This window comes from Actinoallomurus bryophytorum, assembly GCF_006716425.1.
In the GTDB taxonomy this organism is placed as follows: domain Bacteria; phylum Actinomycetota; class Actinomycetes; order Streptosporangiales; family Streptosporangiaceae; genus Actinoallomurus; species Actinoallomurus bryophytorum.
Map to the genome: position 1 here is coordinate 187,116 of NZ_VFOZ01000002.1, position 14,266 is coordinate 201,381.

The 14,266-nt window shown below is 68.6% G+C and carries 14 protein-coding genes and 1 pseudogene; 8 read left to right on the top strand and 7 right to left on the bottom strand.

Annotated elements, in window-relative coordinates:
- Positions 1-173 precede the first annotated feature (173 nt).
- Both FB559_RS37110 and FB559_RS37115 read left to right on the top strand, forming a co-directional pair.
- On the top strand, positions 174-764 hold the full coding sequence (locus FB559_RS37110; RefSeq protein ID WP_185792653.1) for a response regulator: 591 nt from the start codon (positions 174-176) through the stop codon (positions 762-764).
- A 7-nt stretch (positions 765-771) separates the two neighbouring features.
- On the top strand, positions 772-1,659 hold the full coding sequence (locus tag FB559_RS37115) for a hypothetical protein (RefSeq protein WP_141962305.1): 888 nt from the start codon (positions 772-774) through the stop codon (positions 1,657-1,659).
- A 44-nt stretch (positions 1,660-1,703) separates the two neighbouring features.
- Here the strand turns inward: FB559_RS37115 and FB559_RS37120 are convergent, their stop codons facing one another.
- From FB559_RS37120 to FB559_RS37135, 3 genes are read right to left on the bottom strand one after another with little or no spacing between them, the layout of a single operon-like run.
- On the bottom strand, positions 1,704-2,027 hold the full coding sequence (locus tag FB559_RS37120; RefSeq protein ID WP_141962306.1) for a DUF4387 domain-containing protein: 324 nt from the start codon (positions 2,025-2,027) through the stop codon (positions 1,704-1,706).
- Positions 2,017-4,467, bottom strand: a complete 2,451-nt coding sequence (locus FB559_RS45010; RefSeq protein ID WP_221640616.1) for an NAD(P)-dependent oxidoreductase — start codon at positions 4,465-4,467, stop codon at positions 2,017-2,019. The genes FB559_RS37120 and FB559_RS45010 overlap by 11 nt, the downstream gene beginning before the upstream one ends.
- Positions 4,464-5,756 carry an MFS transporter gene (locus tag FB559_RS37135; protein WP_141962307.1) on the bottom strand — a complete coding sequence of 431 codons (1,293 nt, stop codon included), beginning with the start codon at positions 5,754-5,756 and terminating at the stop codon, positions 4,464-4,466. Before FB559_RS37135 ends, FB559_RS45010 begins: the two co-directional genes overlap by 4 nt.
- A gap of 101 nt (positions 5,757-5,857) precedes the next feature.
- On the opposite strand from FB559_RS37135, the gene FB559_RS37140 reads away from it, so the two are divergent.
- From FB559_RS37140 to FB559_RS37150, 3 genes are read left to right on the top strand one after another with little or no spacing between them, the layout of a single operon-like run.
- Entirely contained in the window at positions 5,858-6,592 is a 735-nt protein-coding gene (locus tag FB559_RS37140) for a GntR family transcriptional regulator (protein WP_141962308.1), read from the top strand.
- Complete coding sequence (locus FB559_RS37145) at positions 6,589-7,746, top strand: tartrate dehydrogenase (RefSeq protein ID WP_141962309.1); 1,158 nt, start codon at positions 6,589-6,591, stop codon at positions 7,744-7,746. The genes FB559_RS37140 and FB559_RS37145 overlap by 4 nt, the downstream gene beginning before the upstream one ends.
- Before the next feature lie 7 nt (positions 7,747-7,753).
- Positions 7,754-8,449 carry an HAD family hydrolase gene (locus FB559_RS37150; RefSeq protein WP_141962310.1) on the top strand — a complete coding sequence of 232 codons (696 nt, stop codon included), beginning with the start codon at positions 7,754-7,756 and terminating at the stop codon, positions 8,447-8,449.
- Between the two features lie 75 nt (positions 8,450-8,524).
- Here the strand turns inward: FB559_RS37150 and FB559_RS37155 are convergent, their stop codons facing one another.
- From FB559_RS37155 to FB559_RS37165, 3 genes are all read right to left on the bottom strand, one after another.
- Positions 8,525-9,562 (bottom strand): alpha/beta fold hydrolase, encoded by a 1,038-nt coding sequence (locus FB559_RS37155; protein WP_141962311.1) that lies wholly within the window; start codon positions 9,560-9,562, stop codon positions 8,525-8,527.
- Between the two features lie 53 nt (positions 9,563-9,615).
- The gene (locus tag FB559_RS37160; RefSeq protein ID WP_141962312.1) at positions 9,616-10,800 is read right to left on the bottom strand and encodes a cytochrome P450; all 1,185 of its coding nucleotides are present in this window, start codon (positions 10,798-10,800) and stop codon (positions 9,616-9,618) included.
- 164 nt (positions 10,801-10,964) lie between these two features.
- Positions 10,965-11,525: a hypothetical protein gene (locus FB559_RS37165; protein ID WP_141962313.1), complete on the bottom strand. Its 561-nt coding sequence runs from the start codon at positions 11,523-11,525 to the stop codon at positions 10,965-10,967.
- A 233-nt stretch (positions 11,526-11,758) separates the two neighbouring features.
- Between FB559_RS37165 and FB559_RS45015 the strand changes: the two genes are divergently transcribed.
- Both FB559_RS45015 and FB559_RS45020 read left to right on the top strand, forming a co-directional pair.
- Complete coding sequence (locus FB559_RS45015; protein WP_425455129.1) at positions 11,759-12,175, top strand: transposase; 417 nt, start codon at positions 11,759-11,761, stop codon at positions 12,173-12,175.
- Positions 12,172-12,324, top strand: a complete 153-nt coding sequence (locus FB559_RS45020) for a hypothetical protein (protein ID WP_221640617.1) — start codon at positions 12,172-12,174, stop codon at positions 12,322-12,324. Before FB559_RS45015 ends, FB559_RS45020 begins: the two co-directional genes overlap by 4 nt.
- Positions 12,325-12,372: 48 nt before the next feature.
- On the opposite strand, the gene FB559_RS37175 is transcribed toward FB559_RS45020, so the two are convergent.
- On the bottom strand, positions 12,373-13,008 hold the full coding sequence (locus FB559_RS37175; RefSeq protein WP_141962314.1) for a hypothetical protein: 636 nt from the start codon (positions 13,006-13,008) through the stop codon (positions 12,373-12,375).
- A 702-nt stretch (positions 13,009-13,710) separates the two neighbouring features.
- On the opposite strand from FB559_RS37175, the pseudogene FB559_RS46945 reads away from it, so the two are divergent.
- Positions 13,711-14,124 (top strand): annotated as a pseudogene (locus tag FB559_RS46945) (IS982 family transposase); the annotation flags it as partial.
- Between the last annotated feature and the right edge of the window lie 142 nt (positions 14,125-14,266).

The window sequence follows — 14,266 nt, forward strand, 5'->3', positions numbered from 1 at the left end:
GATCTCCTCGCGGTCCACCGTGATCGGCCCGTCGGCCTAGAGGCGGCCAGGATTCTCAGAACGAGACGCCCACCGGGAGGATCCTGGGCTTACCTGGATCTATGGGACCTAGAACCTCACCTCCGGCGGCGCAGGCTGCCGAGCAGCTGTGCTCTTACGTACCGGACGGTCCTGTGAGTACGACGAGCACACCCATTCGTTGCGTCATCGTCGATGACAACCGTCACTTCCTGCACACCGTCAACGACGTGCTCAGCTATGAGGGAATCACCGTGGTCGGCCTTGCCTCGAAGAGCGACGAGGCCCTCAGCCATGCCTGCCTGCACCGGCCCGACGTCGTCCTCGTGGACGTCAACTTGGGGCCGAAGAGCGGTTTCGACCTCACGCGGCGGCTGATGGCGGCGGCACCCGCCTGGCAGCCGACCGTGATTTTGATGTCCACCTACGCTGAAGAGGACGTCAGGCCCATGCTCGAGACCAGCCCCGCCGCCGCGTACATCCCGAAGATCGCCATCTCCGGGCCCGCCATCCGCCGGGCCCATCGCGAGTATCGGGAGCGCGGGCGGCCTTCGACGGGACGTCATCGAATGGTCGCGACGCCCGGCCATGCCGATGAGCGCGACGACAGACGGGCCCATGCCGCAGATCGGAAGGAAGGAGGGGGTGGGTGGTCGACGACATCAGGGCCGACAGTGTGGCCCGGGTCCGGGAACGTTTTCTGCAAGCGGAGGAAGTGTCACCCGACCGGCTGCGGGCCGGGATAGTCGAATCATGGCGACGCTCGCAGCTGTACGCCGTCCCTGCAGCGAACACTTCAACGAGCGGCTGCACCGGGGAGCGTGCGCCGGCGCGCCCATCCGGGACCCGCTGACCGGACGGCTGGCCGGGCTGCTGAACATCAGCTGCTGGCACAAAGACGCCGGGCCGTTGGTGCCCGCTCTGGCGCACAACGCCGCGAGCGCCGTCGAGCAGCGGCTGGCGGAGCTGGGATCAGAGCGCGAGCGGGCCCTCATGCGCGAGTTCCTTTCCATCGGCAGGAAGTTCGGCCGGCCGGCCATCACCGTCGGCGACGGCCTGACCATGGCGAACCGGCCGGCCGCCGACCTCCTCGAGGCGCGACGGCCCGCACCCCGGCCGATGATCAGTCCCGCCGCGCTGGGCCTCGCGGGTGGCTCCACCACGTTCTGTAAGGTGTGCGCCGACCTGATGGCAGGGTGCCCGGCCGGTACCTGGACGCTGGTGGAGGGCGAACCCGGCGCAGGCAAGCTGACGCTCGCCGAAGCCGCGCACCACGCCCGCGACCGCGAGGCGCCGCTCGTCATGATCGAGCCCGCCGACCGGCCCGAGGACACCACGGCCCGCCTGGACCAGGCCTCCTCCAACGGCTCCGCGAGGCGCACCGTGGTACTCCGCCACCCGGAGAGCTTCACCCCCACCGCGCTGGCGGCGGTCATGGCATGGATGGCCTCACAGTCCGGGCATCCGGAGCGGCCCTGGCTCGTCGCCACCGCATCCGTGGCCACCGAACTGCCGGCCGGCCTGCTGCGCGCCCTGCCGGTGACGCTGACCGTGCCGCCCCTGCGTTACCGGATCGACGACGTGCGCGAGACGATCTACCGCAAGATCAACACCTACGGAATCTCGGTCACCCCACGCTAACCCCGTCCGCGTTCTCCGAGGCCCCTACGCCGCCCTCACGAAACTCAGGCGGGTACGAGTGCCGCCAAGGGGACGTGGTGCTGGCCCGCGTGAACATCCCGATCGCGCAGGCTGCCCTGGGCCACCGGCCGGGGAAAGGAGATCTTGACGACGTTGAGGACGGGGATGCGGAAGATCTGGACGTCCGCCGGGTCGAGTTCGTACAGCCGCGCGATGACCTCCTCGTTGATGAAGTCCTCGTCCGCGACGGTCGCGTAGTCCTCGGCCGAGCACATGAAGAGCTCCATGGTGACCCAGAAGGGGCCGGCGTTCTTGGAACGCACTTCCTGGGCCAGTTCGCCCAGCGTGGGCCGGCGCTCATCGGTCATGGGAGGCGTCCTCGGTGATCTCGATGCGGAACATGTCGGTGGGTTCGTCGACGTCGACGACGTGGTTGAGCACGAACTCGTAGGCCGGACCGCGCTCGGTCTCCGCGGGTGAGGTGGCGAAGGCCAGGCTCGGCAGGTAGTCCATGTCATGGGTCGGGAGGTGGAGCATCAGCGGATTGGCGATCTTGGCGATCGTGGTGGCCGTGGCCTGGTCCGGGGCGTTGACCAGCAGCATCACTCCGACCTCCCGGGGCCGCCCGGCCGCCGGGTCGATGGCTCCGAGTACGGCGTTGTACCCGTACGGACGGATGTCCACGGCGTACTCGGGAGGGTCGAGTCCCAGTGTCTGGCGTACGCGCCCGGCGAGGACCTCCTCCAGCAGGGCGAGCCACTCCTCGATCCGCGCGAGGATGCGCGGATCCCGGATGGCGGTGAAGGACATGGTCTCGTAGCCCGTGACGCGGGCTCCTTCGAGCTTGATCGTGTGCTGGCCGGCGAGCTCGAAGCGGGACCCTTCGACGCGGACACGGCGGTGGTCCAGCGCGGTGTAGACCGCGTCGGAGACGACGAGCGTGCCCGCCGGCTCCCGCATCTGGAACGGGTCGACCGTCTCGTAGAGCATGTGCGCCGCCACCGACGTCGGTGTGCAGGCGGTGGAGGGGTCCAGTGGCTCGATGGTGAAGCCGTCCTGGTCGATGGTGGCGAGGACGCCTCCCCCTCGCGGGTCGGTGGTGCACTGCCCACCGCACTCGACGATCTTGGAAGCGTGCCAGGTGGGACCCGCAGGCATTCCCTTCATCAACGGGTACGCGGCGGCCACGGCGGTGTCGGTGGCGCGACCGGCGAGCACCACGTCGGCCCCGGCCGCCAGCGCCTCCACGATGGGTTCGTGGCCCATCATACCGACGATGTGGCTGCAGTCGTCCAGCGTGGCGGCGTCCAGCCGGCCCATCGGTGCCAGCGGGTGTACCCGTCCCTCGTTGAGGCTCTCCTTGAGGGCGGCGGCCGTCTGCTCGCTGTAGATGCGGGCGACCTTCAGGTCCAGGCTCTCCTCCCGGAGGATCCCGTCGACGATTCCGGCGACCCAGTCGACGCCGGAGTCGGTGCCGCTCGTGCCGCACGAACCGATGATCAGCGGGATGCCGGCGTCGGCCGAGGCCCGCAGCAGTATCCGCAGGTCGCGGGCGACGGCGGCGGTGGCCGTCTTCGGTGTGCCCGAGCCCAGATAGTACGGACCGGAGTCGGTGGAACCACCGTCGACGGCGATCACGTCGGCCCCCAGCTCGAGCCCCCGGCCGACCGTCTCCGGCGGGAAACCCGCCCCGAGCATTCCGCTGGGGGTCAAGATCCTGACGGTCTCCCCCGGAGCGGGATCCCCGGTCGCGGCCGTGCTCGTCATCTCGTCCTCGTTTCTCTTGATCGTTCTTCGTACCGCCGGCTCCGCGACGGCCCGGTGGTCACCGGCCCGTACGGGCGGGAGCAGATGTGCGTTGAGCGAGGACCGGGGACGTCCGCGCAGGGCGGCCACCAGTTCGCGGGCGCCGTCCAGGCCGGCGGCCCGGCGGGCCTCGGCGGTCTGCCCGGCCAGGTGGGAGTAGACCGTGATGCCGGGGACGTCGCGCAAGGGGCTGTCCGCCGGCAGCGGCTCGGTCTCGGCGACGTCGAGGGCGGCGCCGGCGAGCCGGCCCGTGCGTACCGCGTCGGCCAGTGCCGCCTCGTCGACGATGGCGCCGCGTGCGGTGTTGACCAGGTGCGCCGTCGGTCTCATGCGGGCGAGCGCGGACGCGTCGATCAGGTGCCGGGTGGCCGGGGTGAGCGCGGTGTGCAGGGAGAGGAAGTCCGCGGCGGCCAGGAGTTCGGGCAGGTCCACGAACCGCACGGAGGCGTCGTCGCGCCGGCTCGCCGGCACGCCGGTCGTGCAGAGCACCGACAGTCCGAATGCCCGGGCGAGAGGCACCACGGCCCTGGCCGCCGCACCGTACCCGAGGAGTCCGAGCGTCCTGCCGCGCAGCTCGTGACCGTCCTCGCGCGGCCAGCGACCGGCGCGGACACCGGCGGCGACCGGCACCAGCCGGCGGGCCTGGGCCAGCAGCAGGGCCATCGTGTACTCGGCCACGGCGTTGGCGTTGACGCCGGGCAGATTGCTCACCGAGACGCCCGCGCGGGTCGCGGCCGCGATGTCGACCGAGTCGTAACCGACGCCGGTACGTACCACCGCGCGGAGGGCCCGGGCCTGCGCGAACACCTCGGCGGTCATCGGCTCGCCTGCGATCAGCGCGCCCTCGGCGCCGTCCAGGATCGCGATCAGCTCGTCGCGCTCACGGGCGCCCCGCAGCGGGCGGTGCCGGGTGGTGTAGCCCGCGTCGAGGAGGAAGCGGTCCACCTCGTCGCCGGGCACCAGGTAGTCGGTGGTGATGAGGACGGTGGGCGGCGTGCTCACAGGGCGCCCTCCCCCGTGTCGTTGCCGCGCTGGAGCCGGTCGATCCGGACGACCAGCAGGATGGCGATGACGGTCAGGACCGCGATGTCCAGCAGCATCAGATGCCATCCCGTGATGTCGACCGCCAGGCCGACGAGGGCCGGCCCGGCGATGCCCCCGGACGCCCATCCGACGGTGTACAGGCCGGTGTAGGTACCGAGGACGCGGGACGACGGTGCCAGGTTCCACAGCACGACGACGGCGTTGATGATGAAACCGGCGGCGCCGGCCCCGCCGAGGCACAGCGTCACCATGGTGACCGTCGGAGTCTGGACGGCGGCTCCCAGGAGCAGGCCGATGGCGAAGACCGCCATCCCGGCGACCATGACCCGCAGCCGCCCGAAGCGCTCGGCGAGCAGGGCGACGGGGAAGGCGGCGAGGATGTAGGTGATCCCGCTGGGCAGCGTCAGTCCGCCGGCCTGGCCGTCGGAGAGGCCGAGGACCTCCACACCGTACGGGGTCATCAGGGAACGTGATGCGAACCAGGCGCTCGCGAAGGCGAACACGGCGATGATCAGTAGCAGCCGGCTCCGGTCGGGATCGCGCACCAGCTCGCGGAGAATGACCCTGGCCTTCACCTCGGCGTTCGCCTCGCGCCGGCCGGTGGCCGCCGACGCCTCGTCCTCCGCGAGGGCGGCCTGGTAGGCCGCCGAACGGCTGTCCCGTACCCGCCAGACGAGCACCGCCGCCGCCACCAGCATGAGGCCCGACGGAACGGCGAAGGCCAGTTTCGGGTGGTCGTCGACCAGCAGCAGGCTGACCAGTGCGGCGACGATGGTGGTCAGCGCTGAGGCGATCTTCACCGCGGCGTTCCCCCGGCTCCGGCGCGCGGGCTCGATGAAGTCGGGCATGAGCGACTCGCTGACGGGCTTGAAACTGTTCATCACCAGCGCGTAGAGGAAGATCACCAGGATCAGCCAGCCCAGCGACGTCGCCTGCGGGATGAGCAGGAACAAGGCGGCGCCCACCGGCATCATGACCGCCAGGTACGGGATCCGGCGCCCCCAGGCCGTCCGGGTGTTGTCCGACCGGTTGCCCATGTAGGGCTGGATGAAGACTCCGAGCAGGTTGTCCATGCCCATGAGCAGGCCGATCACCGCCGCACTGGAGACGTGGTCCCGCAGCAGTTCGGGCACCCGGTTGTCGTAGAAGTTCCAGGTCGACTCCTGAGCGAACACCGCCAGGGCCACGTAGAAGGTGATCCTCCTGGTGCCGGCCGAACGGATTTCGGTACGGGTCGCGCTCGCCATTGAGGTCCTCCTCCGCTATGGCACGCGTCACGGTAGTTGCTATAGCAAAAAAGTCAAGAGACAGCATTTGTGACTTGCCATGTCACTGTTACGATGCGGCCATGACGGTCAAGTCGACGGCGGACCGATCCGCCACAGGCGGCCAGACTCGAGCCGACCTCGCCTACCAGGCCCTGAGGGAGGCGATCGCCTCCGGTGCGCTCCGTCCTGGCCAGAAGGTGACCGAGCGAGGCCTGGCCGAGCAGCTCGAGGTCAGCTCCACACCGGTGCGCGAAGCGCTGCGCCGGCTCGAGCAGGACGGACTCATCCAGCGCACGGGGCCACGAACGGTCGTCGTGGCCGAGATCGCCGAGCGCGCCATCGACGACCTCGCCGAGGTCGAGATAGGTCTGCGGGGACTGGTGGCCCGGTTCGCGGCCCGGTACGCCACCCCCGAACAGCTGGACGCCCTCGACACGATCCTCGACGCCGCCGACGACCTGCTGATCGTCATCGTCACCCGGCACCGGAACGGCGAGAACGTCGACCGGTACGTCGCCGCGCTGCTCGACCGGATGCAGGAGTTCAACGAGGCGGTGAACTCCTGTGCCGCCAACCCGGTGCTGATCCGGCTCCTCGAGCAGTCGCGGGTCTTCTCCCAGCCCGAGCGCCGGGCACGGATCCTCGAACAGATCGCGGCGGGCGACAGCTTCGGGCTGGACCGCTACTCCAGCCACCGCGCCCTGGTACGCGCCCTACGGGAAGGCGACTCGGCGACCGCGGAACGGCTGGTCATCCAGGACGCCCAAGGCGGCCTGGCGGCCCTTCGAGCGCGCCCGCGCAGGAGGTCCCGATGACGGCGTCCTCGTACCGCATCGCCGTGATCCCCGGCGACGGAATCGGTACGGAGGTCGTCCCTCAGGGACTCCAGGCGCTGGAAGCCACCGCCGGAGTGTTCGGTCTCGACCTGCGGTTCGACCACTTCGACTTCGCCAGCGCCGCGTACTGGCAGCGCCACGGAACGATGCTGCCGCCCGACTGGCAGGAGGTCCTCGGCTCCTACGACGCCCTCTTCTTCGGCGCCGTGGGCTGGCCGTCGATCGTCCCCGACCACGTCTCGTTGTGGGGCAGCCTCCTGCGGTTCCGGCGCACGTTCGACCAGTACGTCAACCTGCGTCCCTGCCGCCTGATGCCCGGCGTCCGCAGCCCCCTCGCCGACCGCGAACCCGGCGAGGTCGACTTCCTCGTCGTACGGGAGAACACCGAGGGCGAGTACTCCAGCATCGGCGGCCGGATCTTCGAGGACACCGAGCGCGAGACCGTCCTGCAGGAGACGGTGATGACCCGCGTCGGCGTCGACCGCGTGCTGCGGTACGCCTTCGAACTCGCCGAACGACGGCCGGCCCGGCACCTCACCTCGGCCACGAAGAGCAACGGCATCTCGATCTCCATGCCCTACTGGGACGAGCGGGTCGAAGCGATGGCGAAGCAGTTCCCCGGAGTCAGCCACGACAAGTCCCACATCGACGCGCTGGCGGCGAACTTCGTCCTGCACCCGGACCGGTTCGACGTCGTCGTGGCCAGCAACCTCTTCGGCGACATCCTCTCCGACCTGGGCCCCGCCTGCACCGGGACGATCGGCATCGCCCCCAGCGCGAACATCAACCCGGACCGGACCCACCCGAGCCTCTTCGAACCGGTCCACGGCTCCGCACCCGACATCGCCGGCCGCGGCATCGCCAACCCGGTCGGGCAGATCTGGTCCGCCTCCATGCTGCTCGACCACCTCGGACACCCCGACGCCGGCGCACGCCTGCTGGCCGCGATCGAGGACGTCCTGGCCGCAGGTCCCGCCGAAGCCCCGCTCACCCCCGACCTCCACGGCCAGGGCACCACCCTGGAACTGGGAGAGGCGATCACCGACCGAGTCAGGCAAGCCCCGAAGGCCGCATCCGCGACACAGACCCTTCGGCACCGTTCTCGGACAGAGCCGCCCGCACGACGAGAATGAGTGGGATATGAGGGAAGACCGTGACGGGTGGAAGGTCGTTTCCGACCCGTCGGCATGGGTCGGCATCGTCTTCGTCGACATTGACGGCACCCTCGTACCGGCCCCCGGCTCCGCTGTCCACGTAGCCCGATATCTGGGCACGGAGGAGGAGATGGCCAAGGCCGAGGCGGCCTACGCGGCCGGTCTATTGACCAATCCCGAGATCGCTGCGGTGGACGCGCTCGCATGGGCGGGCCGCACCGAACGGGAGATCGACGACTGGCTGACCCAACTGCCACTCGTCGACGGGATCGCGGAGACGGTCCAGTGGTGCCGTGCTCATCGTCTGCTGCCGGTACTGGCCACCCTGGCCTGGCAGCCGATCGGGAAGCATCTCGGGAAAAGGTTCGGGTTCGCCGCCTACTGCGGACCTGAGCTGGAAACACTCGACGGGTCCTTCACCGGCCGAGTGCGGGCCACCTTCGATGAGTTCGGCAAACGCGACTTCGCGCTGCGCTACGCGGAGAACCTCGGCTTCGGCCCGTCCCAGTGTGCCGCCATCGGCGACAGCCGGTCGGACCTGCCGCTGTTCGACGAGGTCGGCCTCAGCGTCGCCTTCAACGCGGACCAGCAGGCGCGTGACAGGGCCTCGACGACGGTGGACGGCGGGGACCTATGGGCCGTGACACCGCTTCTGGCGGATTGGCATCAGCGCATTCGCTGAAGCGCCCCAGCCGCCGGTTCCGCACCCGACATCGCCGGCTTCGGTCCCCGGGGTGACGCCGGGGACCCCGGAGTGTCAGGCCGGCCGGGCGACGGTGCGGGTCCACGCCAGCATCAGTGCCGCCGCCTCGGGCTCGGTCGTGCTTTCCTGCACAGAGTGGCCGGTCCTCGGGATGATGCCGAAGCTCACGTGCCGCGCCGGCCAGTACTTCCCCTCGCCCTGATGGAAGGTCGCGCTACTGGAACAGTCGAAGGCGCCGGCCCCGCAGAAGGTCAGGTCACTGCCGCCGACGAGGACCAGCGCGGGCACCGTCAGCTGCCTGCTGATCGCGTCGGCGGGCGTGGCCGGAAGGTTGTAGGCGAGGATGTCCGGCACGTCGTGGCTCGAATGGACGTCCTTCAGCTTCTCGTCCAGGGCGTTCATCCCAGGCGTCGAGGTGCGGGAGTCGTGGTAGAGACGGCCTCGCACGCCCGGGACGGTGGTCAGATATCCGTCGTAGCCGAGCCCGGCGAACTTCGGATCGAGGTTCGCCTCCTGGGTCGCGTCGAGGATGGCTCCCGCCGCGTCGGACATGGCGTGGCCACCGCCGATGCTGATGACACCGTCGACGTCGCGGTAGTGCGCCGACTCCACCACCGCGACCGCCGAGCCGAACGAGTGCCCGGCCGTGATGACGTGCCGGAACGCGTGACCGCCGACACTGCCCGACCGCAGGGCGGTCACGACGTCGTGCATCGACGTCGCCTCACCCGCGAGAGTCAGGTCGGTGTACGGCGGGTGGCTGCTGTATCCGCTGCCGATCCGGTCGACGTCGAACGTCGCATAGCCGGCCGAGGTCGCCGCCCGTACGTAGGAGTAGACGCCGCCCCGGTACGGGAAGTCCCAGTAGGTGTGGTTGTAGGTCCCACCCGGGATGAGCAGCTGCACCGCCTTGGGCTTGATTCGGCCCTGGTAACACAGTTCGCCCCACATCCGGTACGCGGCGGGGCCGCCGTCGGCGAGCCGTACGTGCAGCACATGCGTCGAGCAGTGCGCGGGCGTACGGGCCTGTGCGGGCGCGGCCACGAAGGTGGCGGCGATCAGCGCGGCGGCGAGTAATGGCAGGCGTCTCACGGCGAAGCTCCTTACGGCATCGATCGATGACAGTGCGCAGCCGCAGACGCCGCTCAGGCCTGGGCTGGTGAGAAGACGACCGGCAGCGTGGTGAGGCCACGGATCACCGGGCCGATCACCCAGTCAGGCTCGTAGCCCTCGGCGAGCCGGAACCCGGGTGCCATGGCGAGGAGCTCTTCGGTGATGATGCGCATTTCCAGCAGGGCGAGGTGCTCGCCGAGGCAGCGGTGGACGCCGGAGCCGAACGTCACATGAGGGTTGCGCTCCCGGGGGCAGACGAACTCCTCGGGCCGGTCGAACACGGCCGGGTCGTGGTTGGCGGCGCTGAAGACCATCAGCACCCGCTCCCCGTCCTCCAGCTTCTGCCCGGCCAGTTCGGCGCCCCCGCGCACGGTACGGGCCAGGGAGACGATCGGCGCCTCCATGCGAAGGCTTTCATCGATCATCGGCGGGATGAGCGCCGGGTCGGCGATCAGGCGTTCCTTGAGGCCGTCGACGGTGGCCAGGTAGTAGATCATCGCCCCGATGCCGTGGACGGTGGTCTCATGCCCCGCCGCGATCAGCAGCGCGATCATGCCCACCTGCTCCTCCTGGGTGAGCGGCCGCCCGTTGAACCGGCCTTCGTCGATCGCACCGATGACGGCGTTCTCTTCGCGCGCGCCGCCCAGGTGGTCGGCGATGTATTCGGTGAACTCCTGAGTCACCCGCTCGTTCTCGGCGAGGTCGCCCGTGGCCGCCGTCATGAGTTGCCGTTCCACCCAGTACATGAACCGCTCGCCGTCTTCGGGCGGAAGTCCGAGGATCATGGCGATCGCCATCGGCGGCACGTTGCGGGCCAGCGTGGCGATGAGGTCGGCGCTGCCCTGCTCGATCAGTTCGCCGAGGCGTTCCCGTACCAGCCTGCGCAGGAGCGGCTCGTAGCGTGCCGCGCCCTGCCGGGTGAACTGCCGCTGGACGATCCTGCGGTAGGCGGTGTGCTCGGGCGGGTCGAAGTCGAGAGGCGGCTGCAGGATGGAATGGACCCTGGGGATGGTGACGCAGTCGGTGCTGGTGTAGGTCTGCGGATCGCTGGTCACCTCCTTGACGGCCTCGTGAGTGAGTGCCGCCCAGAAGCCGCCGTACTTGGTGCTGTGCACGACCGGGCAGTCGCCTCGGAGCTCGGCTAAGACCTCGTTGATGCGTGGCGCCAGCCATGGATCAACATGATCGAATTCCCATCCACCAGCGATTGCCGTCATGTGTTGGGAATATCACCACATAAGCACTGAATCAAGACATGTCACTCGTCCGCCGCCTCGGCGGTATTCGGCTGATCAAGCCATCGAGGACCGGTTGCCGCCCATTCGCCCGGCAGGTGCGGCGTATCCATTCAGCCTGAGCGGGCGGCTGGTGTCCGGGTGAGTCAGGAATAGTTCTCCCAGCCCGGCCAGAACCTGCGGAGCTTGGGGTCGGTGTCGTTGGCGCGAGGCCAGAGTCGGAGCCGGTAGTGGTCGTCACCGTCAGCTCCGGCGTGGCCCAGCGTGGTGTAGCCCGCGCCGGAGATGCGCGCTCGGTAGCGGCCCGCGGGCAGTTCGACCGGGATCGGCGTGCCGCCGCCGGACGCTTGGAAGATCAGCTGCCCGTCCGGTATATCGAGGTCGACATCGACTTCGTGTGACCAATTGCCGGTGTCGGCGGAGGGCTCGGCGGCCCAGACCTCCACGCGCATCGGTGTTTCGAAGTTCCACTGCCCTGGCGTCATCAGGTCGATGAGGCCGCCCGCGGTGCCGACGAACCGCTGGGAATCCACTGCGTCGTCCAGTGCGTCGAGGAAGAGGTTGTCCTCGTCGTCCTCGATCACGGCAGCGTCGGAGTAGATGTAGATCTGGCCGTAGTCGGCTGAGACATGCAGATCAGCGGCGAATGCGGGCCGGTCCGGGTTTGTCATGTCGAAGAAGATATCGATCGCGGAAACGACGACCATGACCCAGCGGTGGCCTTCGTGCCCAAGGAGTATTGGCAGGTAAAGGCCGCGCGACCGGGATCGGGGGAATCCCCACTTCGTTCGCCTCTTGATCCGCTGACGGCGCCGGCCCCACTACCAAGCTCATCCTGGAGACCTGGACCTCGGACACCTGCCTCATCTCCGCCTTCACCAGCGCGCCCGCCCGGACCAGCCAGTCGGGCAGCGCGTGTCGCGGCACCTTCGGGGCCCGGATCTGCTTCGAAGACGAGGCCGGGCAGAATCTGCGCCCACCCAAGGCCCGCACCTGGGCCCGCCGCGGCCACAGCCCCATCATGGAGGTCTCGGGCAAGGGATCGGGACGGGTATCGGTCGCCGGGCTCGTATGCCGCAAGCCCGGCATGCGGGGCCATGTGTTCTACCGCCTGATCGTCCACCGCGGGCGTAAAGGCGAACGCCGCAGTTTCTCCGAAGCCGACTACGCCGCCGCGGTCACCGCCGCCCACGAGCAGCTACACGCCCCGATCATTCTGATCTGGGACAACCTCAACACCCACCTCAGCGCACGGATGCGCACCTTCATCGATGCGCACACCGATTGGCTGACGACGGTCCGCCTGCCCGCCTACGCCCCCGATCCCACCCCGTCGAAGGCGTGTGGGCCCACATGAAGAACGGACTGGGCAACCTGTCCGCCGACACCGTCGACCCACTCGCCGCCACCGTTAAGAGCCGACTCAAACGCATCCAGTACCGACCCGAACTCGTCGAGGGGTTCCTCACCCAGACCGGACTCACCCTCGAACCCGAGCCCCCATAGGAAAGAGACCTCAGCTATTCGACCTCTTGTATCAGCTTGAGTCGGTCCTTAGCCGAATGGCGTGGCCACCAGTGAAATGTGGCGCAAGTCGTCCGTGGTGCATCGCAGGTCTGCCAAGGCGGCGAGAACTCGCAGGTAGACGGACGTATCAGCCTGGTCTTCGTAGGAAGGTTCGAAAGTTCCTGCTGCGTCGATGGCTGCCTGCAGCTCAGCGGGCAGCTCGGTCTCGACGTAAGGGAGGCCGCCATTGATGACATGGACGACCACCTCGCCGTCGACCGCGTAGCCGAGGTCGGTTTTCATGGTGAACGTCACGGTGCTGGTCGCTGCCACGCGGCCGTCGGCGGACAACTTCTTGGCCGGGACCGTGGTAGGCGACGAGTCCGCGTCGAATGAGGTAGCGCCTTCAGCGTCGTAGACGAACGTCCAGTCACCAATACGCCCGGCAAGCATTGTGAAAGTGTCCTCAGCCGGGGCCGACCTCCAGGTTTCGGGCCTGTCGCGGGGGATCATGCAGCGCTGAAACAGCCGGGGCTTGGCGCCTAGCAGTTCCAATGCCTCGGTCGGCTCAAGGCCGCGAACCACGTGCACCGTGTGATGTGGCTGTTCCTCGGCCAGGGCGCTGATCCAAATCGGCGTTCCCACCGAATCGAGAGTGCCTGCCGGGAAGCCAGGTGTGGACATCCCACTCCTTCAACGGTCGATGGTGCTCAACCTAGCCCCGTTTTCCGCACACATGGATGTTCGGGGTTGATCAGTGCGTCGGGTCGGCCGTGTGCCGGTAGGACGGGCAGCGTGCCGGGTTGTGAGGCAACCTGCGCGGTTCGGAGGTCCGTCAGCGGAGAAGATACTGGGGGCGTTGCCGGTGGCTGCCCCGTTGCAGTTCCCGGTTGAGGATCCGGGAGATCACGATGAGGCGTGCCCGGTGCGTGATGTGGCCGAGCTGACCATGGGCAGGTGATCGAGGCGCTGGTCGCGAACCGGTTGACCTCGCCCCGCCCATTGGTGCATGTGCAGGGGGTGGGCGCGGGGACTGGGCGGTTCGGTGAGGCTCTGGGATGGGTCCTGAGCTGCTCAGCCGATCGGATCGGGCCGGCGCTGGACGCGATCGTCGTGCACCTGGACCGGACCGCTGAGGGCGGTTGGGATGGCGGCGATCGGAGCGTTCCGGATCGAGGTCATCCGAGTGCACTGGGACCTGACCTCGATCTTGATGCACGGCCAGTACGAGCAGACCGAGGACGGGCTCGCCGCTCCCTGGATTCGGTCACCCCCAAGGACCGCGCGATCCCGTGCTCGAAAATCCACGCGGCCCGCAGCCGCACCTTCTCCCGTCTGGCCCACCCCGAAGCGGACAAACCGCCATCACCGGGACCTCATGACTTGTTCGCACTGACCGGCGCGAAGGCCGACGAACGTGAAACCCTCCGCGACATGCTCGACACCACACCCGACGTCCAGGCCGCCCATCCACGACAAACGATCATCGCCGACAAGAACTACTACGGCCGACAGCTCGAGCACGACCTCACCGAACGTGACCTGAAGCTGCTGCGCCCGGCCCGCAAAGGCGAGTCCGAACGAGCCGGCGCGCACCTGTTCAAACCGCTCCGGCAGATCATCAAGTCGATCGACCAAACCCTCAAGGGCCAACTCGACCTGGAACGACACGAAGGCAAGAGCCCAGCCGGGGTGACCGTCCGGGTCCTCCTGCGCATCCTCGCATTACCGCCGCGATATGACACAACGACAAAACCGGGCAACCCGTCAAACGATCCCTGAATCGCCTACGATCACTGACCGCGACACCAACCCCTGGACTCATTCATCTAGGCGGCGACGGTGTCGTTCACTGTTCGAACGGCTCCCGAGAGGCGTACGGCTGAATCCCGCGGGCCATGCACTGCATCGTCACGCCATGGACGTGCTCGAGCGCCTACGC